Here is a 22,205-nt window from a genome sequence, read left to right on the forward strand (position 1 = left end):
TAAAATTAGATAATCAGGGAACAAATGTGACCCAAGAAACACTAAAAGCCGCACAAATAAAACACAAAACCAAACATGCGCAACCCTGAAGACCAACCATTTTTTGACAAAGGCTTAACTTTCTGAAAAAGTGGTACTTTATTGTAAATAATTATCAATTGCAGCAGACAAAAGTATCCTTAATATGTCAATGATTAGACCGTTGTTAATATGCGCATTTTTTATTCTTCAAAGCATTTCACACTCTGCTATGTCTGCTGGCGCAGATGACTATGAATTAGTCCTAAATACCGATCGATATAATGTTGAAGACGGCTTATCACAATCAAATGTCACTAGTATTGTAGAAGATAGGCAGGGTTATATATGGCTTGGTACCGTCAATGGGCTTAATCGGTTTGACGGTGTCAATTTTAGACATTTCTATGCAGATGACAGCCAATCCAGTTTACCTAGCTCATTCGTAAAAACATTGCTAATTGATAAAAAAAATAGACTCATTGTTGGCACAGACAAAGGGCTTGCTGTCTTTGATGAGAATTCTGAAAAATTTAACCCTATTTTAATAGAAGGTGAAAAAATTGATGAGCCTATTTGGTACCTATCTCATTTGCCTGAAGGCATTGCTCTCGGACTCAATAATAAAGTTATCATTCTCGACGAAAAATTAAATAGAGTAATTTGGAGCTTTGAAAGTAAAGTATTACATGAAGTAAAACGAATAATTCAAATTGGTGATATTTTTTACATCCGAAACTATAATGGTACAGTATTCAAATTATTCGAGAATAACTTAACGGTTATCGAGCACCAATCAAATGATATAGGACAGTTAAACGAAGAACTTATCATTTCATCCAACAATGGTTTATATAGTTACAAGAGTGATATTAAAAATAAATTCTCAAATTTGGTTTTAACATATTTAGAAAGGTCTCATAATGAAAATGAACTTACCTCTATAGCAGATTCAAGCATTGTAAAACTACTAAAAAACAAAGAAATAAAAAATGTAGGATACATTAATAAAGAAGGTTCAATAAAACGCCCTTTGATAAAAGAAACCAAATCAGCAATTTTCGTAGCTGATGTCCATGTTGGTTTAATCATAATAAAAAGAAGTAAAAATCTGATAAAAAACTCGAAACTAATAACAAGTAACATTTGGTCAATAACCAAGAACAATGAAAATATTTTTATTGCAATGGACTCATCTGAAGTAAAAATATTAGACAGTACACTCAAAGAACAGTCATCGATAATACTTGATGATACTGCAGGACCTAAAAGTATTGGACTACTCAATAGAGAACTATATATAGGTAGTATAAATGGCCTCAGCACAGTAAATCTAGATACATTAGCAATAGATATGCTACTTGACGAGCCGGTCACCTACATAACAAGCGATCCTGGTAGGCAATTAGTCTACATATCAACAGCTAATGGTAAGATTTTAGTTTTAAAAAATAATCAAGTAATAAAATCGATGTCAACAGGTGAACGTTACCCTATATTTCAATTATTAAGGAAAGGTGACACTTTCTGGGTTGCTAGCCAAGGAGGTTTATTCAGAATAACTGATGATAAATCCGAAAAGATATATAACGAAAGTATGGTTACAAGCCTTGTCATGGATGGAGAAGACTTACTATTTGGAACTAGACATTCGTTGATGAAACTGTCCACCAAAACCCTTAACCAACAGACTATTTTTAAAAATAACAAATTGATATTTTCCATTGAAGTTTTAAATAACTTTATAATTTCTTCTTCTGCCACAGAAATAAATATCACAAACAAAATAAATCTTTCAAACACCACTGTAACGGACAAAAATGGTGCTCAAAGTGATTATAACTCTGTCGGTTCGATAATCATTAATGATTATAGCTTATTCATAGGTTCTAATGGCATTAGTATTATTAACCCTAATGAGATTTATAAAGAAATTATTAGTAGCAGTTCTTCAAATGTCGCACTAATTGATTTTCAACTGTTCAACATCCCAGAGAAAGTTGGAGGAAGAGTATTATCAAAACCAATTAATAACCAAGAAAATATAACATTAAAGTACTCAGACTACCCCTTCTCTTTTACCTTTACAGCTCCAGGAAAGTCTCTAGAAGACTATAAATTCTTTTATCAAATGGAAGGCCTGAATGATGATTGGCTACCAGCACAAAACACTAATTCAGCTACGTACACGAATCTATCTGCTGGAATTTATTTTTTTAATGTATATGCAATAAATAAATTATCAGGTAAACAAGGTGCTACAAAATCTATTAAAGTTATTATTACCCCACCTTGGTATCTATCTTTTGAAGCAAAACTATCCTATACCGTATTGGGATTATTAATATTACTACTCATAGCCAAAACAATTTTACGTAGACGAGAAGTACAAAAACAAATCGCCCTTAGTGAAGAAAGATTAAAATTATCACTATGGGGTAGTGGTGATGAAATGTGGGATTGGGATATTGAAACCGGTGAAATTTACCGCTCCAATATCTGGGGAACATTAGAGTTTCCTCAAGATGGCCATCGCTCAGGAAAACCTGGTGAAAAAAGTAATATTCACCCCCTCGATCAAAATAGAGTTAAAACAGCCCTTAACGACCACTTTAAAGGACTAACAGATCATTTTGAAGTTGCATACCGTGTTAAAAGCCTTGAACACAAATGGGTTTGGGTACTTGATAGAGCAAAAATTGTTGAAAGGGATCACAAAGAAAACCCGCTGCGTATGACGGGTACCATTAAAAATATTAATAATATCAAGCAAACTGAAGAGCAATTAAGACTATTTGAAAGAGCAATTGAAAACATTTCTGAAGGCATGTTTATTCTCGATGACAAATTCCATTTTGTTGAAGTCAACGATGCTTGTTGCGAATTAACCGCCCAAAGCCGAGCTGAATTTCTCGGGCAGTTATTTAACTTTACTCGTTATCCTGACAGCTACTCCTACCAAATTCACGCCACTTTAGCCCAACAGGGCAGCTGGAGTAATGAAGTAGAAGCTAATCGCGGCGATGGTAGTTTTTTCTTAATGGAATTGACGATTGATGCGATATACAACGAGCAAGGCGAAACCAGTCATTACGTAGGGGTGTTCTCAGATATTACTCGCCGTAAACAGCAAGAAGAAGAACTACGCAAATTAACCAATAGTGATTTGCTCACAGGGTTACCTAATCGTTCTAGTTTACAAGTAACCTTGAACAATCTAGTGAAAAAAGACGTCCACCATACATTAATGGTATTGGATTTAGATAATTTTAAACGTATAAACGACTCGCTAGGCCACCAAACCGGTGATGCGTTACTTATTGATGTCGCTCGTAGACTCCAAGAAAATATTCCAAATCACGTTAGTTTATATCGTCTTGGCGGTGATGAATTTGCCATCTTAGTTGACCATAATCCTGATATTGGTTCATGCGCGGCTATCGCCTCTCGAATAATAGACTCATTGAAACAAGAGTTTAAACTTGATAACGAATCCCTTGTTATTAGCTTAAGTATAGGGATAGTTTTGTACCCTGAAGATGAGCAAAATGAACAAGCCCTATTAAGAAAAGCAGATATCGCTATGTATCATGCAAAATCAGGGGGTGGCAATCGTTACCAATTCTATTCAGAGTCTTTAAACAAAAATGCTCTACGCCAATTAGAAGTAGAAAACTTGATCCGAGAAGGATTAAAAGAAGATTATTTTGAAGTTTATTACCAACCCAAAGTCGATTTAAAACAAGACAGCCTTGTTGGTATGGAAGCGTTAGTTAGATTAGTTCATCCGGAATTTGGTGTCATCCCGCCAAATGAATTTATTCCGCTTGCTGAAGAAAATGGCTTGATTGTCGAAATTGGAGATCTGGTTTTACGTAAAGCCTGTTTTGCAGCACAAAAGTGGCGTGAACAAGGTGTATTTAACGGCCGTGTAGCCATTAACTTATCTTCAAGACAGTTTGCCCTACCTGATTTACAGCAACGTATATTAAGTGTGTTAGAGCTAACAAAGCTCCCAGCTTGTCACCTTGAATTAGAAATTACTGAAAGTACCATTATTAAAAATCCAGATAATGCCATCAAAGTCATGAATCAGCTTGCCCAAATGGGGGTGACCTTAGCCCTTGATGATTTTGGTACTGGCTATTCATCGCTTTCATACCTTAAACATTTCCCGATTCATTGTTTGAAAATTGATAAATCATTTGTGGATGATATTGATAAATCAGATCGTGATTTAAAAATGGTCGATAGCATTATTACTATCGCACATAACATGGGCTTATCTGTTGTCGGTGAAGGTGTAGAAGAAACAGCTCAATTAAATATATTAAAAGCCTTAAAGTGTGAAGAAATTCAAGGCTACATCTTTAGTAAGCCTGTACCAGAAAAAGAATTTACTGAATTACTAAACATCAATTTAAAAAAACAAAGTAAAAAAACCGCCATTTAGACAACATTGGCACAACAACTGCAAATCTCCATTCAGATGTCAAATAAAAGTTAAAACTTTAATTAACCCTGAATAGAGAGATTAAACAATGATTAATGGAATTATCGTAGCCGCAGTAATGTCTTCAACTTCTAACGCCGCTATTAATACAACGGAAACAGTATTAGTTAACCTACCTAACCAAGGTCAATATATTGGCACCCCATATAGCAAACACTTAAAATTAAAAACTAAGCTAGCTCATAACCCTTATATCAAGTACTCAGAAGCAACAACTGAGTTAGTTCACAATCCTTATATCAAGTACTCAGAAGTAACGACTGAACTTGCTCACAACCCTTATATCAAGTATTCAGAAGCAACGACTGAACTTGCTCACAATCCTTATATCAAATATTCAGAAGCAACGAATGAACTTGCTCACAATCCTTATATCAAGTACTCAGAAGCAACGACTGAACTTGCTCACAACCCTTACATCAAGTATTCAGAAGCAACGAATGAACTTGCTCACAATCCTTATATCAAGTACTCAGAAGCAACGACTGAGTTAGCTCACAACCCTTACATCAAATATTCAGAAGCAACGAATGAACTTGCTCACAATCCTTATATCAAGTACTCAGAAGCAACGACTGAGTTAGCTCACAACCCTTATATCAAGTATTCAGARGCAACGACTGAACTTGCTCATAATCCTTATATMAAGTATTCAGAAGCAACGACTGAACTTGCTCACAACCCTTATATCAAGTATTCAGRAGCAACAACTGAGTTAGCTCACAATCCTTATATCAAGTATTCAGAAGCAACGACTGAACTGGCTCACAACCCTTATATCAAGTATTCAGARGCAACGACTGAACTTGCTCACAACCCTTATATCAAGTATTCAGAAGCAACGAATGAACTTGCTCACAATCCTTATATCAAGTACTCAGAAGCAACGACTGAGTTAGCTCACAACCCTTATATCAAGTATTCAGAAGCAACGACTGAGTTAGCTCATAATCCTTATATCAAGTATTCAGRAGCAACAACTGAATTAGCTCATAATCCTTATATCAAGTATTCAGAAGCAACGACTGAACTTGCTCACAACCCTTATATCAAGTATTCAGAAGCAACGACTGAGTTAGCTCACAATCCTTATATTAAGTATTCAGAAGCAACAACTGAATTAGCTCATAATCCTTATATCAAGTATTCAGAAACAACAACTGAATTAGCTCACAATCCTTATATTAAGTATTCAGAAGTAACGACTGAACTAGCTCACAACCCTTACATCAAGTATTCAGAAGTAACGACTGAACTAGCTCACAACCCATACATCAAGTATTCAGAAGCGACCACAGAATTTGCCCATAATCCATACATTAAATACACCAATTCAAGCATCGCTTAAGGAGATAAAACTATGTTTGACTCTTTATTAAAAGCACTAGGAATTGCTCAGCCGCAACGTAAGAAAGTTAAATTACCTGAAGGCCTTGAGCATCTAGAGGTCATCCCAGCTAAAGCATGGTGGAACTAAGTCTTGTCGTGATATTTTACAGGCAAAGAAAAAGGGAGCGTTAGCTCCCTTTTTAATACGCGGAATTTGTTAAAAGTATTGTTGCTGTTCATTACTAGCCGCGAGTTTACGGGTTAATAAATATTTATGACTGTTGAACAATGGATAAGCCAGAGGACCCATCAACAAACCGGCAAATGACCATCTTTTTACCGCCATACCTTGAGCAAAAGCACAATTGCCAAGATAAATCGCCGATAAGATTGAAATAATAATGATTAGAAATACCACTGAAACCTCTACAATTCATTCAGTTAACATCATTTCTTAAGCTCTTAGCATTCAGTTTTTGTATTCAATGCTAGCTTTGGTCACATTATAACCAAGCCAAATACTCAAAGCTATGCGGATTTTTAATTGAGCCACAGTCAAAACATTCCGCAGTGTACACAAAACAGGCAAACCTCTGCCACTTTAGAATGAAAAAGCGGCATCTTATTGCCGCCTTGTTAAATGTACAATCCTTTAAGTCTTAGTTTAGACTAATAAAAGCTCGCTCCCTCATCAGCCATTTTGACTAATCTTTCACAAGGGGCAAATCTTTCGCCATGTAATTGCTGATACTGACGTAATTTTGACACTAGATTATTGATCCCCATGCTATCCATATAACGGAAAGGACCGCCTAGGAATGGCGGGAAACCAATTCCGAAAATAGCACCAATATCACCGTCTCGTGCATTGGCAATAATGCCTTCATCTAAACAACGAACAGCTTCATTTAGCATCTGCACAACACAACGCATCGAAATATCGCTTTCACTACCACTTAGTTGGTTATTAATACCCAGTACTTGATATACACTTTCATCCACTAGCTTAGCTTTATTTTTCTTGTTGCCGTATTGGTAAAAACCTTTACCGTTTTTGCGGCCTTTACGGTCATCAGCAAGTAACTTATCAAATGCACTTGGGGCTTCAAAGCGCTCACCCAGTTCTTTAGTTAAGATCGGCGCAATCTTAGCACCAACATCAATACCGACCTCGTCTAGCAAAGTAATCGGTCCTACTGGGAAGCCAAACTTAACTAACGCTTTATCTAAAAATTCAATTTTTTGACCTTCAAGAAGCACTTGCGCAGCTTCATTCATATATAAAGCTAAAATACGATTTACATAAAAACCGGCTCCGTCTTGAACGACAATCGGTGTCTTACCTTGCTTACGAGCAAAGGCCACTGTCGTAGCAATGGTTTCTGGAGAGGTTTTCTTGTGCGCAATCACTTCAACTAACGGCATTTTCTCAACTGGCGAGAAATAATGCAGACCAATCACATTTTCAGGTCGGCTTGCAGCCTCTGCAATTTGGCTGATCGGTAATGAAGAGGTATTAGATGCAAAAATAGTATTTTCATGACATTCACGTTCTACATCTTTAACCATTTGATGTTTTAGTGCTAAATCTTCAAATACTGCTTCGACTACGATATCAGCATCTTTTACGCCGCTATATTCAGTCGTTGTCGTCATTAACGCCATTAGATTATCTCTAACGGCCGGAGTCATATGACGGCGCTTAACGCCTTTAGCTAACAACTTATAAGCATAAGCCAGCGCATTACTTAAACCGGTTTCATTGATATCTTTAACACGAGCAGGAATTTTAGCTTTGGTTGTTGTCACAGAGGCTATTCCGCCACCCATTAAGCCACCACCAATAACCAGTGCCTTGTTCACTTTGCGAGGTTTGCCGCCTTCTGCACCGGTTTCTTTTTTCATTTCGGTGGTTGCAAGGAATATACTTCGAAGTGCTTCTGACTCTGGTGACATAATAAGTTCAGCAAAATGACTTGCTTCAACTTCTAAGCCTTTGATCATGCCCTTATTCATACCTTGCTTAACACAATCAATGATTTTAGCTGGAGCAGGATAATTGCCCTGGGTTTTCTTCATCACTTGTTTAGCAGCTTGATCAAAAATAATGTCACGAGTCGTACTGGTTGATTCAAGAAACTTGTTTAAAGCAGACTTTTTAACCACTTTAGCAGCAGACTTACCTTTTTTTGCCATGGCAACCGCAGTCTCAAGCAAAATAGACTCTGGAACAACATCATCAACTAATGCCATTTTAAGTGCTTGTTTCGGACGCAGCTGCTTACCGGTTAACATCATATCAAGCGCAGTAGTAATACCGACTTTTCTTGGTAATCGCTGGGTTCCACCGCCACCAGGTAATAACCCAAGTTGTACTTCAGGCACACCCATAATGGTTTTCTTACTGTCACTGCACACACGTAAATGACACGCTAGCGCTAGCTCTAATCCACCACCTAAGCAGGCACCGTTAATAGCAGCAACAACCGGTATAGTGAGGTTTTCTAATTCATTGAAAACCACATGCCCTTGTTGTGATAGTTCTTTGGCAGCAGCAACACTGGTACAGGCATCTAACATGGTGATGTCAGCCCCAGCAACGAAAGAGTCAGATTTACCTGAAATAATCACTAAACCTTTAATGCTAGCATCAGTTTTTATCTCTGTAAGAATGTCACTGATTTCAGGGCCGAATTCAGCTTTCAATGTGTTCATGGTTTCACCAGGAACATCCATAGTTAAAACTGCAATTCCGTCTTCACGGCGTTGTAAATTAAATGTCTTTTCCATCAGAATTACTCCACTTCTACTATCATTGCAGCGCCAAGACCACCTGCCGCGCAGGCTGTTGCTAAACCGGTTCCACCACCACGGCGTTTAAGTTCACGACATACTTGCGTGATTAAACGCGTACCCGTAGCCGCAAATGGATGCCCATAAGCTAATGAACCACCGAGTACGTTAAATTTACTCATGTCGATTTCACCAATCGCACGATTTTGGCCTAATTTTTCTGCAGCAAACTTTTTAGAGCCAAACATTTGCATGTTAGCTAAGGTTTGCGCTGCAAATGCTTCATGCATTTCAATTAAGGTTAAATCTTCTAACTGCATACCAGCACGCTTTAGTGCTAGCGGCGTAGCGTAAGATGGACCCATTAACATATCTTGCCAAACATCAATGGCAGTAAAGGCATAGCTCTTAATGTAACCAATAGGCTGATAACCTAATGCTTTGGCACGGCCTTCACTCATTAAGATAATTGCTGATGCACCATCTGTTAGTGGCGTACTATTGGCTGCGGTAACTGAACCATGTTTGCGATCAAAAGCCGGACGTAATTTTGCGTAAGACTCTAAAACTGAGTTTTCACGAATGTTGTTATCACGATCAATAAACTGCTTATAAGGAGGCACGTGAGCCGTCATCACTTCATCACGTAAATTACCTGAATTCCAAGTTTCTGTTGCCAGAGTATGCGAGCGATGAGCCAGTGCGTCTTGATCGGCGCGGCTAATTGAATAGGTCTTCGCCATTTGCTCAGCCGTTTGCCCCATTGACAAACCTGTAGAATATTCTGCAACCGCTGGCGGTACCGGCATTAAATCTTTTAAGCCTAAACGACGTGCAATAGCGAATTTTTGTTTAAAGGTGCGGGCCTTATTTAAATCCACTAGCGCATGAGCCAGCTTTTTAGACACGCCAATCGGTAACACAGAAGATGAATCTGCGCCGCCAGCAATACCAATTTCAACATTACCGGTCATGATTGACTCAGCCACATTCACTGCCGATTGAAAACTGGTCGCACAAGCACGAGTAACACTGTATGCATCCGTTGATACATCCATGCCAGTGCCTAATACGATTTCACGAGCAATATTTGGCGCAGCAGGCATTTGCACAACTTGACCATAAACTAATTGCTCAATGGTCTTTGGGTCTAACTCTGAGCGAGAAAGCAATTCATTAACCACCATTTTGCCCATATCTAAAGCTGAAACGCCATGAAATGCGGTGGCTTGTTTGGCAAAAGGCGTTCGTAAACCCGCTACAATTGCAATGCGCTCGCCGCGGGCATTGGTTACTTGTTGTCTATCACTCATTGTTCACCCTCTTTTAATTGTTTAGCCTTTATAGGCTTTTCAGTGAAAATCCATTTTGTCAGCGTTATCTGGTCTGACCATAAAAGTGTGATCTGATTCTAACTTTTAATTAGCAAGTTTAAAACACCCGTATGAAAATAACCCGACAATTCCCAACAAAATTAACAAGGCAATTAGAATTTATATATTAAATACAGCAGGTTAAATTTTAGAGCATTAGCTTTATTAATATATTTAAGTGTCGAGTAAAGCTCGCTATCGCACCGTTAGCAGCAACTAATGAACACCACAAATAATTAAAAATGAAATTCTGTTAATGCTACTAGCCAAAGGCCAATAAAATTCATTAACATAGAGTGAATTAGATAACGTTTTTTAGACAATAAATTTGAGTATCATCATGCCTTTGAGTCGATTTCATTCTTTACGCGCTTATTTAGATAATGTCATTTTGGGACAACCGGTTTTAACTGAAAATATGCTCATCGCACTTATTGCCGATGGTCATTTACTGGTTGAAGGCCCTCCAGGTTTAGCCAAAACCCGTGCAGTAAAAGCATTATGTGATGGCGTTGAAGGCGACTTTCATCGCATCCAGTTCACGCCTGATTTATTACCAGCGGATTTAACCGGCACCGATATCTACCGCGCTCAAACAGGGACCTTCGAATTTGAAGCGGGGCCGATTTTCCATAACTTAATCCTTGCCGATGAAATTAACCGCGCACCAGCGAAGGTACAATCCGCTTTACTTGAAGCCATGGCAGAAGGACAAGTGACCGTAGGTAAACATAGCTACCCTCTGCCAAAACTCTTTTTAGTGATGGCAACCCAAAACCCACTTGAAAACGAAGGTACTTACCCACTACCTGAAGCGCAATTAGATCGCTTCTTAATGCACTTAAATTTAGATTACCCAAGTGCCGATACCGAACGTCAGATTTTGCGTCAGTCTCGTAACGAAGCACTGACTCATCAGTTACCGACCATCGAGCCTGTGGTGCAAGCAGATGTATTTTCTGCCCGTGAACAAGCGATGGAACTGTACTTAGCTGAGCCCCTTGAAAGCTATATCGTAGAAATTATTATGGCCACTCGTCAGCCAGCGCGTTATAGCCCAGAGCTTGCCAAATGGCTTGAATACGGTGTTAGCCCCCGCGCTTCAATTTCATTAGAGCGCTGCGCGCGAGCCAGAGCCTGGTTACATCAACGCGATTTTGTCTCACCTGAAGATATTCAAGCTGTGGCGCCTAATGTTTTACGCCACCGTCTACTGTTGAGTTATCAGGCACAGGCAGAAGGAATTAGTGCAGATCACGTCATAAATCATATTTTAAGCCAAGTGGCTGTACCTTAATGTTGAGTTATAGCCACTATGTCAGTAACCGCTATGTCAATTGAAAAAGAGTTGCCGCTATTTAGTAATGGCGTCAACCTTAATGAGCAAGAGCTAATAAGTTGCCAGAGTATTGCCCGTGCAATGCCTGAAAAACGTAGCCGCGCAAAAGCCAGCCTTGCAGGCCATAGAAGCAGCCTCATAAAAGGGCGTGGAATGGAGTTTGCCGAAGTGCGTCATTATCAAAATGGTGATGATGTGCGCACCATAGACTGGCGCGTTACGGCCAGAACAGGCAAAGCCCACACCAAATTATTTATTGAAGAACGTGAACGCCCTATTATCTTGCTGGTCGATCTAAGCCATAGCTTATTTTTTGGCTCGAGTTTACTTTTACAGTCTCTGCAAGCCGCCCATGTCGCAGCAACACTTGGCTGGAACGCCATTAACCACGGTGACCGTTTGGGGGCATTGATTGCCAGTGAAACCGAACATGTGGAGTTAAAACCCCGCAGTCGCCGGCAAGGTATTTTGCAGCTCACATCAGCATTAATCAAAGTGCATCAAAACCAGCTGAATCACTTTGATGAGTTACCCCAAGATCCCCAGCATATTTTACGGGCTTGCCAGCGATTACAACGCATCGCTAAACCCGGCTCACTGGTATGGATAATTACTGATGGCCAGCACTTTAGCCAAGAATGTTTAGCGGCACTCACCGAGCTTAAACGCCATTGTGATGTCGGTGCCTTCGTTATTACTGACCCATTACGACAAGGTACATTAGCGTTACCGAAGCGATTTTCACTGCCTGTTCGTGATGGTAAGCAACAACTGACCTTAACTCGCCATAGCTACGATGTGTGGTTAAATGAACAGTTAGCTCGCCAACAGCAATTTATTGAATTAATGAAAATGCTCAAAGTTCAAACCCGCTTTATCGATGCAGGTAAGAGTCTTAGCGATCAATTGGAACTATTACGTTAGATGAATGCTCCTCAAATCAATCCCGCATTAATGCAAATGGAAGATATCGTGCTGCCGCAGCCAATATCACAATTGCCCATTGCCCCCGGTTATTGGCTAGTGGCGATTATCATTATCGCGGCTGCTGTCATCACCTTTATCAAGCTGCGAAAACGAGCCAAATATCACGCCCCGAGAAAGGCCGCATTAGCACAATTACAGCAACTTGATATAAATGACAGTCAATACCCAAGCCAGATTAATACCTTACTAAAACGCACCGCCTTGAGTTATTTACCCAGACAGGATTTTGCACAACTTGATGGCGAGCAATGGTTCAAATGGCTTGAGCTTAGGTTACCGCAAACAGAGCAAGGCCAAATTGGCTTGTTATTAGCCAAGCGTTATCAAGCTTGTGGCTTAAATTCAGCTGAAAAGCAGCAGTTATTTAGTTTAACCAAGTCTTGGTTAACTAAAAAAGCTCGCTTTGCGCCACTTAATGCCATCAAAAGCATCGCTAACAGCGCAAATACTCAAGCAAATAGTCCACAGGAGGCATCATGTTCTCAATAGCATGGCCGTGGTTATTGCTGTTATTGCCATTACCTTGGCTATTAAAACCAAAGCGCGTTTCAAAAAATAACGGCGGTCACCTGCAGCTTCCAGGTATAGCCAATGCTGATCAGGTCATATCAAGCCATCCTGACAAACCATCCCGTAAATTGTATTGGCTAATGTGGGCATGCTTATTGTGCGCACTTGTCAGGCCCCAATGGTTAGGCGAGCCTATAGAGCTGCCATCTGAAGGGCGCGACTTAATGCTGGCGGTAGATTTATCCGGCAGTATGCAAATTGAAGACATGGTCGTTGCAGGTAAAACTGTTGATCGATTAACCCTTATCAAACATGTGATTGGCGATTTTATCGAACGCCGTAATGGCGATCGCCTTGGGTTAATTTTATTTGCCGATCACGCCTATTTACAAGCGCCACTGACCCAAGATAGACGCTCGGTGGCCAAGTTTCTCGCCGATAGTCAAATTGGCCTAGTGGGCAAACAAACTGCCATTGGTGAATCAATTGCATTGGCGGTAAGGCGCTTTGATAACGTCAACGACAGTAACCGAGTGCTGATTTTACTCACCGATGGCTCAAATAACGCGGGTAATATTGAACCTGAAGTCGCAGCTCGCATCGCTGCGGAGCGCAATGTCACTATTTATACCGTCGGCGTCGGCGCTGAAATACTGGAAAGACGCAGTATTTTCGGCACTGAAAAAGTAAACCCGTCTGCAGATCTTGATGAAGCGCAATTACAACAGCTTGCTGAAATGACTAATGGTCATTACTTTAGAGCCCGTAATAGCGAGGAGCTTGAACAAATTTATCAAAAAATTGATGAATTAGAGCCAGTCAGTCGCGACCAATTAACCTACCGCCCCCAAAGCGAGTTATTTTACTGGCCATTATTGTTAGCGTTATTAATCAGTTTAAGTATTAGTCTACGTAGTCAAATGAATTTACCTAAAAATCTGACTTCAGCCTTTAACAAGGAGGGTAAATAATGAGTTTGCATTTTATCCGCCCTGAATGGCTATTGGCCTTAATTCCATTAACCATTATTGGACTATTTTTGTGGCGCCAGAGTAAAAATAACTCTGCATGGCAACACTATATTGCCCCTCACCTTGCTAGCACCTTGATCAGCGAGTCTGCACACATCAAAAAACAACCCAAATGGTTATTAATGCTGTGTTGGTTTATTGCGGTTGTGGCCATATCGGGCCCTGCTGTGAATAAGCAAAGCCTACCTGTGTTCGCGAGCGAGCAAGGGCGTGTGCTGGTAATGGATATGTCTTTATCCATGTATGCAACCGATCAAAAGCCTAATCGACTATCCCAAGCCAAATATCGCGCCACTGACTTTTTAACCAATATAAAAGAAGGTGAAACCGGGTTAATCGCTTTTGCAGGAGATGCATTTACTATTAGTCCGTTAACCCGTGATAGCTCTACCCTATTAAATCTGCTACCAACCTTAAGCCCTGACATTATGCCCGTTAGAGGCTCAGATTTAGCTGCAGCCCTTACCCTTGCCCAACAGTTATTAGGTCAAGGCGGGCATATTAGCGGTGATATTATTGTGATGACCGATGGAGTTAATGCAGCCCAATATGCGCAGGCAGCAAAAGCGCTGGATGGCAGTCGATACCGAGTATCGGTAATGGCATTTGGTAGCCAACAAGGCGCAGCAATACAGCTGCCAGATGGTCAGCTCATGCGCGATAATGCCGGTGAGATCGTGGTTGATAAAACTGACTTTTCATTGCTTGATAAATTGGTTACGCCCACTGGCGGCTTAATGTTACCAGCACGGGCAGACGGCGCTGCGCTGGGCCAACTCGAAGCATGGCTTGCCAATGATGGCAATGCAAAAGCCACCGAACTAGAAGGTGAAGCGTGGCAAGATTTAGGCCCTTATATTGCCCTCCTGTTGATTATTCCAGTGCTATTGAGTTTTAGGTTTACTGTATTGCCTATGGTGGGCGTTATGAGCCTAGGTTTATTATTGCAGCCTGCTCCAGCGTCAGCTAATAGCTGGGATGACTTATGGCAAACGGCCGATCAACAAGCGTCAGAGCAATTTAATCAGGCTCAATCAGCAGAAGACTTTTCTAAAGCTGCCGAGCAATTTGACCAACCTCAATGGCAAGCTAGCGCCCAGTATAAGGCTGGTGACTATGAAAATGCCTTAAGCGGTTTTGAGCAAGATGACTCTGCCCATGGTTTATATAATCAAGCCAATAGTTTACTGCAGCTCAATAAAATTGATGAGGCGATTGAGCGTTATAAGCAAGCATTAACTCAACAAGCAGATTTTCCTCAGGCAGAGAAAAACCTCGCTTTGGCTGAGCAAATGAAGCAGCAACAAGAGCAACAGTCGGATCAGGATCAGGATCAGCAAAGTGATGACAACCAATCATCTGACAACCAATCATCCGACAAGAAGTCAAATGATGAGCAGTCATCAAATGATCAATCTCAAGGAGAGCAATCTCAAAGTGATGATTCTAGCGCTGAGCAATCTCAACAGCAGCAGTCTCAAAATGACCCGTCACAAGAAAACCAGTCAGCAGAAGACCAATCTGCCAATGACTCTCAACAACAGCAGCAATCTAGTGACTCTCAACAAGATGACAGCCCCAATGAGACTGACGAGAGTTCATCAGGTTCATCTCAACAAAATGAGCAACAAGCCGCTGATAATGAAGCTGAAATGCAAGCCAACAGTCAAGATAACCAAGCTCAATCTGAGCCTGAAACTGTTGAGCAACAAGGCAAGACTGAGCAACAAGCTCAAGCTGCTGAAACATCAGAACAACAGCCAGAATCTGAGTCTGGCACACCAGTGGCGTCATCGGCTTTATCAGAAGAGCCGCTGCCAGCAGATTTAGAAAGAGCACTTCGCGCAGTCAGTGAAGATCCACAAGTATTAATTAGAAACAAAATGCTATTGGAATATCAAAAGCGTCGTCAAAACGGCCAACTTCCTAAGGATAAACAACAGTGGTAAACAGAATCATTTTAGCCCTAGTCGCTATTCTTTTTACAGGGCAAGCACTCGCGGTCACTAACATTCAAGCAACGGTGGACCGTAACCCCGTCATGCAAGGTGAGTATTTTGTATTAAACGTCACCGCAGATGATGATGTTAATGCAGGCTCATTAGACACCTCAATATTGCTAAAAGACTTTGTTGTCGGCCGCACTAGCGTGGGACGAAGCACGCAAATCGTTAACTTTAACTCCAGTAAAGAAACCCGCTGGCAAGTGTTATTATCGGCTAAAAATGCCGGTACTGTGACTATTCCAGCCTTTACTATGGAAGGGATTCAGTCTAATCCCATCCAGTTAACGGTTTTAGATGCTGGCTCCCAGCCTCAGCAAATGCGCAATTTGTTTGTGGAAGGCGAAGTTAGCACTCAAGAAGCTTATGTCGGCCAATTGATTACCTATAAAGTTAAGCTATTTTTAGCTGCTGAATTACAACGTGGTGTCATTAGCGCCCCTGAAATATCAGGTGCAGAGATCAAGCAGCTAGGCGAGGATCAAGACAGTGTTGAAGTGGTTGATGGCCGCCGTTTTCGCGTAATTGAACGTACCTATGCCATGATTGCCGATACCCCGGGCAAACTCGCCATCAAAGGCGCCAGTTTTTCAGGCGATATTTTAGTTGAAGCCCCACGACGTGGCGGCATGTTTGGCTTTAATGAAAGCCGTCCGATGCAAGCTGCTGCTGAAGACACCGACATCGTAATTAAACCCATACCTGACAGCTATCAAGGTGATTGGCTCGTCAGTGATTTATTAATCGCTAAAGAAGTGTGGCCTGAAGACAGCAGTGAATTTGAAGTGGGTAGCCCAATCACCCGCACCATTAATATCATCGCATCTAATGCTGACAGTAATAGCCTGCCTGACATTGAATTAGCTATGCCAAGCGCGCTGAAATCATACCCAGAAAAGCCCGTTAGACAAACTGTACTTAGAGACAACCATGTAGTGGCGCAGTACAGCCTTACTACGGCAATAGTACCCACAAAAGCCGGAACATTTACCCTACCTGAAATCACTATCCCGTGGTGGAACTCGCAGCTACGTCAGCAGCAATTTGCCACCATTCCAGCAAGAACAGTGACCATTGCAGCTAATCCAGAACAAGCGCCAACGCCAATAACACCAGAGGTGACACAGCCCAGCAACAATCCAGGATTTTGGCCATGGTTAACCCTGCTATTTGCCGCATTATGGCTTATTACTGTCGCCCTGTGGTTAAACGCCCGCAAGCAAAAGTCGCTAGCAGTTCCCTCAGAAAATGTTGATGTTCAGTCATCTCCGACTCAAGTGAGCATCAAAGACATTAGCAGCGCCTGTGATAAAAATGATGTATCTCAAGTCATTGCATTACTGCAGCAGCATTTTTCTACATTACTAAACAAACCAATGAACTTGTCTGATATCAGCAAATTATCAAGCCCGTTAGCTAAAGCAATGGATCAATTACAGCAAGCTAAATACAGCCAATCTTCAACATCTGTTGATAAAGCGGCTTTATTAACAGCCATTGAAAGCTACAGTCATAACTCAACAGCAAACGCCCCATCAGCGCTGAGTTCTTTAAATCCTTAACGGATAAACTGATGCAATAGCAAGCATAATTATACTTGCTATTCATCTGTAACCTTTTAAGCTATCGAGCATAATATTTTTAACAAAAAGATAAAAATGTTCGATAGCTTGCGAAATAAAAAGTCCGAACCCACGGTCATATCTGACATGTTAACTAAACAGCGACGATACGACAGCCTCGTCCGGGCACTTCACGCAGATATCTTCCGATATGCCTATTGGCTCATCGGCGATAAACATGTTGCTGAAGACGTCACCCAAGAAACTTTTTTACGTGCATGGCGTGCTCTTGACTCGCTAAAAGATGATAAAGCCGCAAAAGCATGGCTGATCACTATCTTACGTCGTGAGAATGCCCGCCGTTTCGAACGCAAACAATTTGACTACAGTGATGTAGAGCAAGAGTTGCTCGAAGATGACAAGTCATCCACCACAGAAGAACAAACTGAGCAATACTGGCTACGTAAACAAATCGGCTTATTAGAGATTGAATATCGAGAGCCATTACTATTGCAGCTCATTGGTGGTTTTAGTGGTGAAGAAATTGCTGATTTACTTGAGCTGAACAGAAACACCGTCATGACGCGATTATTTCGTGCCCGTAATCAATTAAAAGACGCTTTAGAGTCTCCTGAAGTTAGAGGTCAATCAAATGGATGATCTACAATTTCGTCGCCATGCCTATGACGACCCCAACAGCCAAGATGAAGATTTCTTAGCACAAATAGCTGCGTCTGAGTCTGATGCGAAATTAGTCAGTGAACTCAAAACATTAGACAGTAAGCTCTCCCATGCGCTGAATATTGATGTGCCCAATGATTTAGCTGATAAGTTATTATTGCGCCAACAACTGATTAAGCATCAGGAGCAAAAAAAGCATAGCCGTTATTTAATGGCCATGGCAGCCTCAGTGGCACTCGTCATCGGTCTAAGTTTCAGCATGTTAAAGTTTGCCCCGGTTGACCTAGCTGAACATGCGCTCGCTCATGTTTACCATGAACCCAAATCCTTGCTGGTTGATCAAAATGTTGGCTTTAAAGATGTTAACTTTAAACTGGCAGGTATTGGCGGGTTAGAAAACGCCAAATTCATTCAACAGCCCGGAAAAGTGTTTTATACCTCCTATTGTGATTTCCAAGGAGTTAAAAGTTTACACTTAGTAATGGAAGGCCAAAACGGTAAAGTCACCCTGTTTATTGTCCCAGCTGAAAATAGAATGGTCACCGAAGAAACTTTTGCAGATCAACACTATCAGGGCTTGGGCTTTCAAACAGCTGGGGCATTCATCATGTTAGTGGCAGAGCAAGCTAAGGATCTGCAGTTTGTTAAATCTGAAATAGAGCAAACCTTCATCTAGCTATAGTCACAAACTGTAACCGACACCTATCAATTAACCTGCACGTATCAATTAACCTGCATATATCAATTAACCAACAAACAGTCAATGTAAACTCATTGACTGTTTGTTATCACATCAAATTTACTTCCTAAATTGTGCACTAGCTCATACATCTGCTAGCATATGCGCCACAATAATAAAAATACGGAAGTATCATGACCATAGAAACCCCCATTCTAATCACTTTTATAGGCTACCTCGCGTTAATGATGGGGATTGGCTACTGGGCTTATCGTAAAACAGATACCGTTGACGACTATATTTTGGGTGGCCGAAAAATGGGCCCTGCTGTCACCGCCTTAAGTGTGGGTGCATCTGATATGTCAGGTTGGTTATTGCTTGGCTTACCCGGTGCAGTGTATTTAGGCGGCTTAGGTGAAGCTTGGATTGGTTTTGGACTGATATTCGGTGCTTGGCTTAACTGGCTTTTTGTCGCCAAACGTTTACGCATTTATACTGAACTGGCTGACAACTCGCTGACATTGCCTGACTTTTTTGAAAATCGCTTTCATGATAACCAAGGCGTATTAAAAATGGTTGCTGCGGTCACCATCTTAGTCTTTTTCACCTTTTATACCTCATCAGGTATGGTTGGCGGCGCCATATTATTTGAAAAAGTATTTGGCCTAGATTACACCTTAGCACTGATTATTGGCTCGGTGATCATCGTATCCTACACCTTTGTTGGCGGCTTCTTTGCCGTCAGTTGGACTGACTTTTTCCAAGGCTGTTTAATGTTAGTGGCATTACTGATTGTCCCAATTGCCATCTTCAGCCAACCTGAAACCCAAGAGAACCTACAACAACTCGACCCAGCCATGCTGTCATTTTTCAGTGAGAACACCACTGTTATCGGCTTAGTCTCATTACTGGCTTGGGGCTTAGGTTATTTTGGTCAACCGCATATTTTATCGCGTTTTATGGCCATTGGCAGCGCTAAAGACATTCAGGTATCACGTCGCATTGCTATGAGTTGGATGGTTATTTCTCTGATTGGCGCACTAGCAACGGGGATCGCTGGTACCTTGTATTTTGCCGACACTCCCCTAGATAACCCCGAAACTGTATTTATTCACCTTGCCCATGCTGCGTTTAATCCATGGATTGGCGGCTTATTAATCGCCGCAATTTTATCTGCAATCATGAGCACCATTGATTCACAACTTTTAGTTTGTTCAAGCGTGATAACTGAAGACTTTTATCGCAAATGGATTAAACCCGATGCGAGCAATAAAGAGTTAATGCTAGTGGGCCGTTTTGGGGTTATCGCCATTGCTATTGTGGCCGCAGTCATTGCACTTAATCCTGAAAGCAGTGTCCTAGGGTTAGTGAGCTACGCTTGGGCAGGCTTTGGCGCCGCATTTGGACCTGTGGTATTGCTATCACTATTTTGGCAGCAATATAGCCGTAACGGCGCTGTAGCAACAATTGTTGTCGGTGCTGTGACCGTGGTTGTCTGGAAGCAACTCACTGGTGGTATTTTTGACTTGTACGAAATTGTCCCAGGATTTTTGCTCGCCTCATTGTCAGGTATCTTATTCAGTAAGCTATTTCCTGCAAGCACAGAGTCTGTGGCCTCATTCAAGGCCTTTCGCCAGTCTCTTTAGTGCTTTACAAGGTTAACCCACGGTAAATACCTGTCGACTTAATTGTTAATAACGATAAGTCGACAGGCTCATTTCTAGAGTAAAGATTCTAAATTCAGCGTACGGGTGTTAGCTAAAAAGCAACCCTGACCACAAATCGCAATTACAGTAACCCAACAAAATTATCATTATGAAACTGAACTCAAACTACTGAAATTACGACATTAACCTCCATAAAAGTTTGCAAGATCTTCTCACAACCATATTTAACCACTCAAAGCATTAACAAAAATACAACACTAAAAACCACTGGTCGGAGTTGTACAGCTTACCCGTGTTACCTAAGATGCGCTCAAATATAAGTGGCAGTGATATGAACACATGCAGTATTCATGCATATGCGACAATAAAGATGAGCAATAAATATGACTAAATTCAACAAGACACTCCTTGCTGCAGCTGTAGCTTTAGCAAGTACTCAAACATTCGCAGCGGGTTTTCAACTCAACAGCCAGTCTGCAACCGGTTTAGGCCGCGCAATGGCGGGTGATGCCATCATTGCTGATAATGCATCTGTATTAGCACGTAACCCAGCGGCAATGGCATTATTTGATAAGACAGCAATTTCGGTTGTTGGTACTTATGCTGATGTGAATGTTGAAGTGACTGATGCCATAATTGGTGATGGTTCTAGTGATGGTCAATATTTAGGCGCTATGGATAATGCTGCTGAAGGTAAGCCTATCCCAAGCTTTTATTACATCAACCCGATTAATGATAAATGGGCTTTTGGTATTGCAGCATTCAGTAACTACGGTACTGGTACTGATTTAGCCCCACTCAATTCAGGTCACGAATTCAATACCCCAATTGACTTATTAGGTAATACAGAAGTTACTACCATCAACTTTAATGCCAGTGTCTCGTACCGTATTAATGACTCTCTAAGCCTTGGTCTAGGTATTGATGCCATAAAAGGCATGGGCACATTAACTCGACAAGGTGATTTCACTGTTCCTGTTTTTGGTGAAATACCATTAAACCTTGTTGATATTGATGCTGATGGCTGGGGTTTTGGCGCAATTGTGGGTCTAGCCTACGAAATCAACGAAAATAACAGAATTGGTTTAAGCTACCGTAAGAGCCCTAATATGAAGGCGTCAGGTGATATTGCTTATAACCCTCCATTTGCAGCTGAAAACTTTGGTGAAATTGATATTCCTTTAGCTGATATTGCCCAACTTGCAGGTTTCCATCAGTTAACTGACAAGTTTGCTATCCATTACACTGCCCAGTGGACTAACTGGAGTAATTTCGACAACATCGAGCTTACTGACGGTGAAAATGGTACAGACAGCCATATCCTCAAGCATTATAACTGGGAAAACTCTTGGTTCTTAAGCTTGGGGGCAACATACGACATCAATGATAAATGGACCGTTAGAGCGGGTATTGCTAAAGACCAAGGTGTAGTCGGTGAAGTATCATCACTTTCTATTCCTGATTCAGACCGTACTTGGTATTCAGCAGGTTTTAGCTACCATATCAATGAAAAATCAAGCATTGATTTCGGTTACACCCTAGTGGCTGGCGAGAAAGTACATGTAATTGAAACCAGTGAGCTAGTCGGCCCTGTAAGCGCTTATACTGAGTCTGGTGCTAACTACTACTCTTTGCAGTATAACTACACTTTTTAAGCAGACAGTGACTTAAACAGACTGCCTGAAACAGATTGAGTAATTTAAACTTATTCTGTATCACT

At 41.1% G+C, this 22,205-nt stretch carries 15 protein-coding genes; 12 read left to right on the forward strand and 3 right to left on the reverse strand.

Annotation, left to right across the window (positions count from 1 at the left end):
• Nucleotides 1-250: 250 nt before the first annotated feature.
• Both BM739_RS03120 and BM739_RS03125 read left to right on the forward strand, forming a co-directional pair.
• Nucleotides 251-4,471, forward strand: a complete 4,221-nt coding sequence (locus BM739_RS03120) for an EAL domain-containing protein (RefSeq protein WP_254843450.1) — start codon at nt 251-253, stop codon at nt 4,469-4,471.
• Between the two features lie 88 nt (nt 4,472-4,559).
• Complete coding sequence (locus tag BM739_RS03125) at nt 4,560-5,879, forward strand: hypothetical protein (protein WP_076537163.1); 1,320 nt, start codon at nt 4,560-4,562, stop codon at nt 5,877-5,879.
• Between the two features lie 198 nt (nt 5,880-6,077).
• On the opposite strand, the gene BM739_RS03130 is transcribed toward BM739_RS03125, so the two are convergent.
• From BM739_RS03130 to fadI, 3 genes are all read right to left on the reverse strand, one after another.
• Nucleotides 6,078-6,278 carry a hypothetical protein gene (locus BM739_RS03130; protein WP_076537165.1) on the reverse strand — a complete coding sequence of 67 codons (201 nt, stop codon included), beginning with the start codon at nt 6,276-6,278 and terminating at the stop codon, nt 6,078-6,080.
• A 251-nt stretch (nt 6,279-6,529) separates the two neighbouring features.
• On the reverse strand, nt 6,530-8,650 hold the full coding sequence (gene fadJ / locus BM739_RS03135; protein WP_076537166.1) for a fatty acid oxidation complex subunit alpha FadJ: 2,121 nt from the start codon (nt 8,648-8,650) through the stop codon (nt 6,530-6,532).
• 5 nt (nt 8,651-8,655) lie between these two features.
• Nucleotides 8,656-9,966 carry an acetyl-CoA C-acyltransferase FadI gene (gene fadI, locus BM739_RS03140; RefSeq protein WP_076537168.1) on the reverse strand — a complete coding sequence of 437 codons (1,311 nt, stop codon included), beginning with the start codon at nt 9,964-9,966 and terminating at the stop codon, nt 8,656-8,658.
• A 400-nt stretch (nt 9,967-10,366) separates the two neighbouring features.
• On the opposite strand from fadI, the gene BM739_RS03145 reads away from it, so the two are divergent.
• From BM739_RS03145 to BM739_RS03190, 10 genes are all read left to right on the forward strand, one after another.
• Nucleotides 10,367-11,323, forward strand: a complete 957-nt coding sequence (locus BM739_RS03145; protein ID WP_076537169.1) for a MoxR family ATPase — start codon at nt 10,367-10,369, stop codon at nt 11,321-11,323.
• A gap of 18 nt (nt 11,324-11,341) precedes the next feature.
• Nucleotides 11,342-12,289 carry a DUF58 domain-containing protein gene (locus BM739_RS03150; RefSeq protein WP_076537171.1) on the forward strand — a complete coding sequence of 316 codons (948 nt, stop codon included), beginning with the start codon at nt 11,342-11,344 and terminating at the stop codon, nt 12,287-12,289.
• Nucleotides 12,290-12,841 (forward strand): DUF4381 domain-containing protein, encoded by a 552-nt coding sequence (locus tag BM739_RS03155; protein ID WP_076537172.1) that lies wholly within the window; start codon nt 12,290-12,292, stop codon nt 12,839-12,841.
• Nucleotides 12,829-13,833: a VWA domain-containing protein gene (locus BM739_RS03160; protein WP_076537174.1), complete on the forward strand. Its 1,005-nt coding sequence runs from the start codon at nt 12,829-12,831 to the stop codon at nt 13,831-13,833. Before BM739_RS03155 ends, BM739_RS03160 begins: the two co-directional genes overlap by 13 nt.
• Nucleotides 13,833-15,842: a VWA domain-containing protein gene (locus BM739_RS03165; RefSeq protein ID WP_076537175.1), complete on the forward strand. Its 2,010-nt coding sequence runs from the start codon at nt 13,833-13,835 to the stop codon at nt 15,840-15,842. Before BM739_RS03160 ends, BM739_RS03165 begins: the two co-directional genes overlap by 1 nt.
• Nucleotides 15,836-17,458, forward strand: coding sequence for a BatD family protein (locus BM739_RS03170; protein ID WP_076537177.1), 1,623 nt, complete (start codon nt 15,836-15,838; stop codon nt 17,456-17,458). Before BM739_RS03165 ends, BM739_RS03170 begins: the two co-directional genes overlap by 7 nt.
• Nucleotides 17,459-17,554: 96 nt before the next feature.
• The gene (locus BM739_RS03175) at nt 17,555-18,118 is read left to right on the forward strand and encodes a sigma-70 family RNA polymerase sigma factor (RefSeq protein WP_076537179.1); all 564 of its coding nucleotides are present in this window, start codon (nt 17,555-17,557) and stop codon (nt 18,116-18,118) included.
• Nucleotides 18,111-18,815, forward strand: a complete 705-nt coding sequence (locus tag BM739_RS03180; RefSeq protein WP_076537181.1) for a DUF3379 domain-containing protein — start codon at nt 18,111-18,113, stop codon at nt 18,813-18,815. Before BM739_RS03175 ends, BM739_RS03180 begins: the two co-directional genes overlap by 8 nt.
• Nucleotides 18,816-19,012: 197 nt before the next feature.
• Entirely contained in the window at nt 19,013-20,464 is a 1,452-nt protein-coding gene (gene putP, locus BM739_RS03185) for a sodium/proline symporter PutP (protein ID WP_076537183.1), read from the forward strand.
• A gap of 404 nt (nt 20,465-20,868) precedes the next feature.
• Nucleotides 20,869-22,140 (forward strand): OmpP1/FadL family transporter, encoded by a 1,272-nt coding sequence (locus tag BM739_RS03190; protein WP_076537185.1) that lies wholly within the window; start codon nt 20,869-20,871, stop codon nt 22,138-22,140.
• Nucleotides 22,141-22,205: the final 65 nt, after the last annotated feature.

The sequence above is a fragment of the Shewanella sp. UCD-KL21 genome, assembly GCF_001957135.1.
GTDB lineage: Bacteria > Pseudomonadota > Gammaproteobacteria > Enterobacterales > Shewanellaceae > Shewanella.

What these genes read in the sequence shown, in the direction of transcription:
- BM739_RS03190 (WP_076537185.1), top strand. Translation starts at nt 20,869, where the DNA reads ATGACTAAATTCAACAAGACACTCCTTGCTGCAGCTGTAGCTTTAGCA.
- BM739_RS03120 (WP_254843450.1), top strand. Translation starts at nt 251, where the DNA reads ATGTCTGCTGGCGCAGATGACTATGAATTAGTCCTAAATACCGATCGA.
- putP (WP_076537183.1), top strand. Translation starts at nt 19,013, where the DNA reads ATGACCATAGAAACCCCCATTCTAATCACTTTTATAGGCTACCTCGCG.
- BM739_RS03145 (WP_076537169.1), top strand. Translation starts at nt 10,367, where the DNA reads ATGCCTTTGAGTCGATTTCATTCTTTACGCGCTTATTTAGATAATGTC.
- BM739_RS03155 (WP_076537172.1), top strand. Translation starts at nt 12,290, where the DNA reads ATGAATGCTCCTCAAATCAATCCCGCATTAATGCAAATGGAAGATATC.
- BM739_RS03175 (WP_076537179.1), top strand. Translation starts at nt 17,555, where the DNA reads ATGTTCGATAGCTTGCGAAATAAAAAGTCCGAACCCACGGTCATATCT.
- BM739_RS03165 (WP_076537175.1), top strand. Translation starts at nt 13,833, where the DNA reads ATGAGTTTGCATTTTATCCGCCCTGAATGGCTATTGGCCTTAATTCCA.
- BM739_RS03150 (WP_076537171.1), top strand. Translation starts at nt 11,342, where the DNA reads ATGTCAGTAACCGCTATGTCAATTGAAAAAGAGTTGCCGCTATTTAGT.
- BM739_RS03180 (WP_076537181.1), top strand. Translation starts at nt 18,111, where the DNA reads ATGGATGATCTACAATTTCGTCGCCATGCCTATGACGACCCCAACAGC.
- fadI (WP_076537168.1), bottom strand. Translation starts at nt 9,966, where the DNA reads ATGAGTGATAGACAACAAGTAACCAATGCCCGCGGCGAGCGCATTGCA.
- BM739_RS03160 (WP_076537174.1), top strand. Translation starts at nt 12,829, where the DNA reads ATGTTCTCAATAGCATGGCCGTGGTTATTGCTGTTATTGCCATTACCT.
- fadJ (WP_076537166.1), bottom strand. Translation starts at nt 8,650, where the DNA reads ATGGAAAAGACATTTAATTTACAACGCCGTGAAGACGGAATTGCAGTT.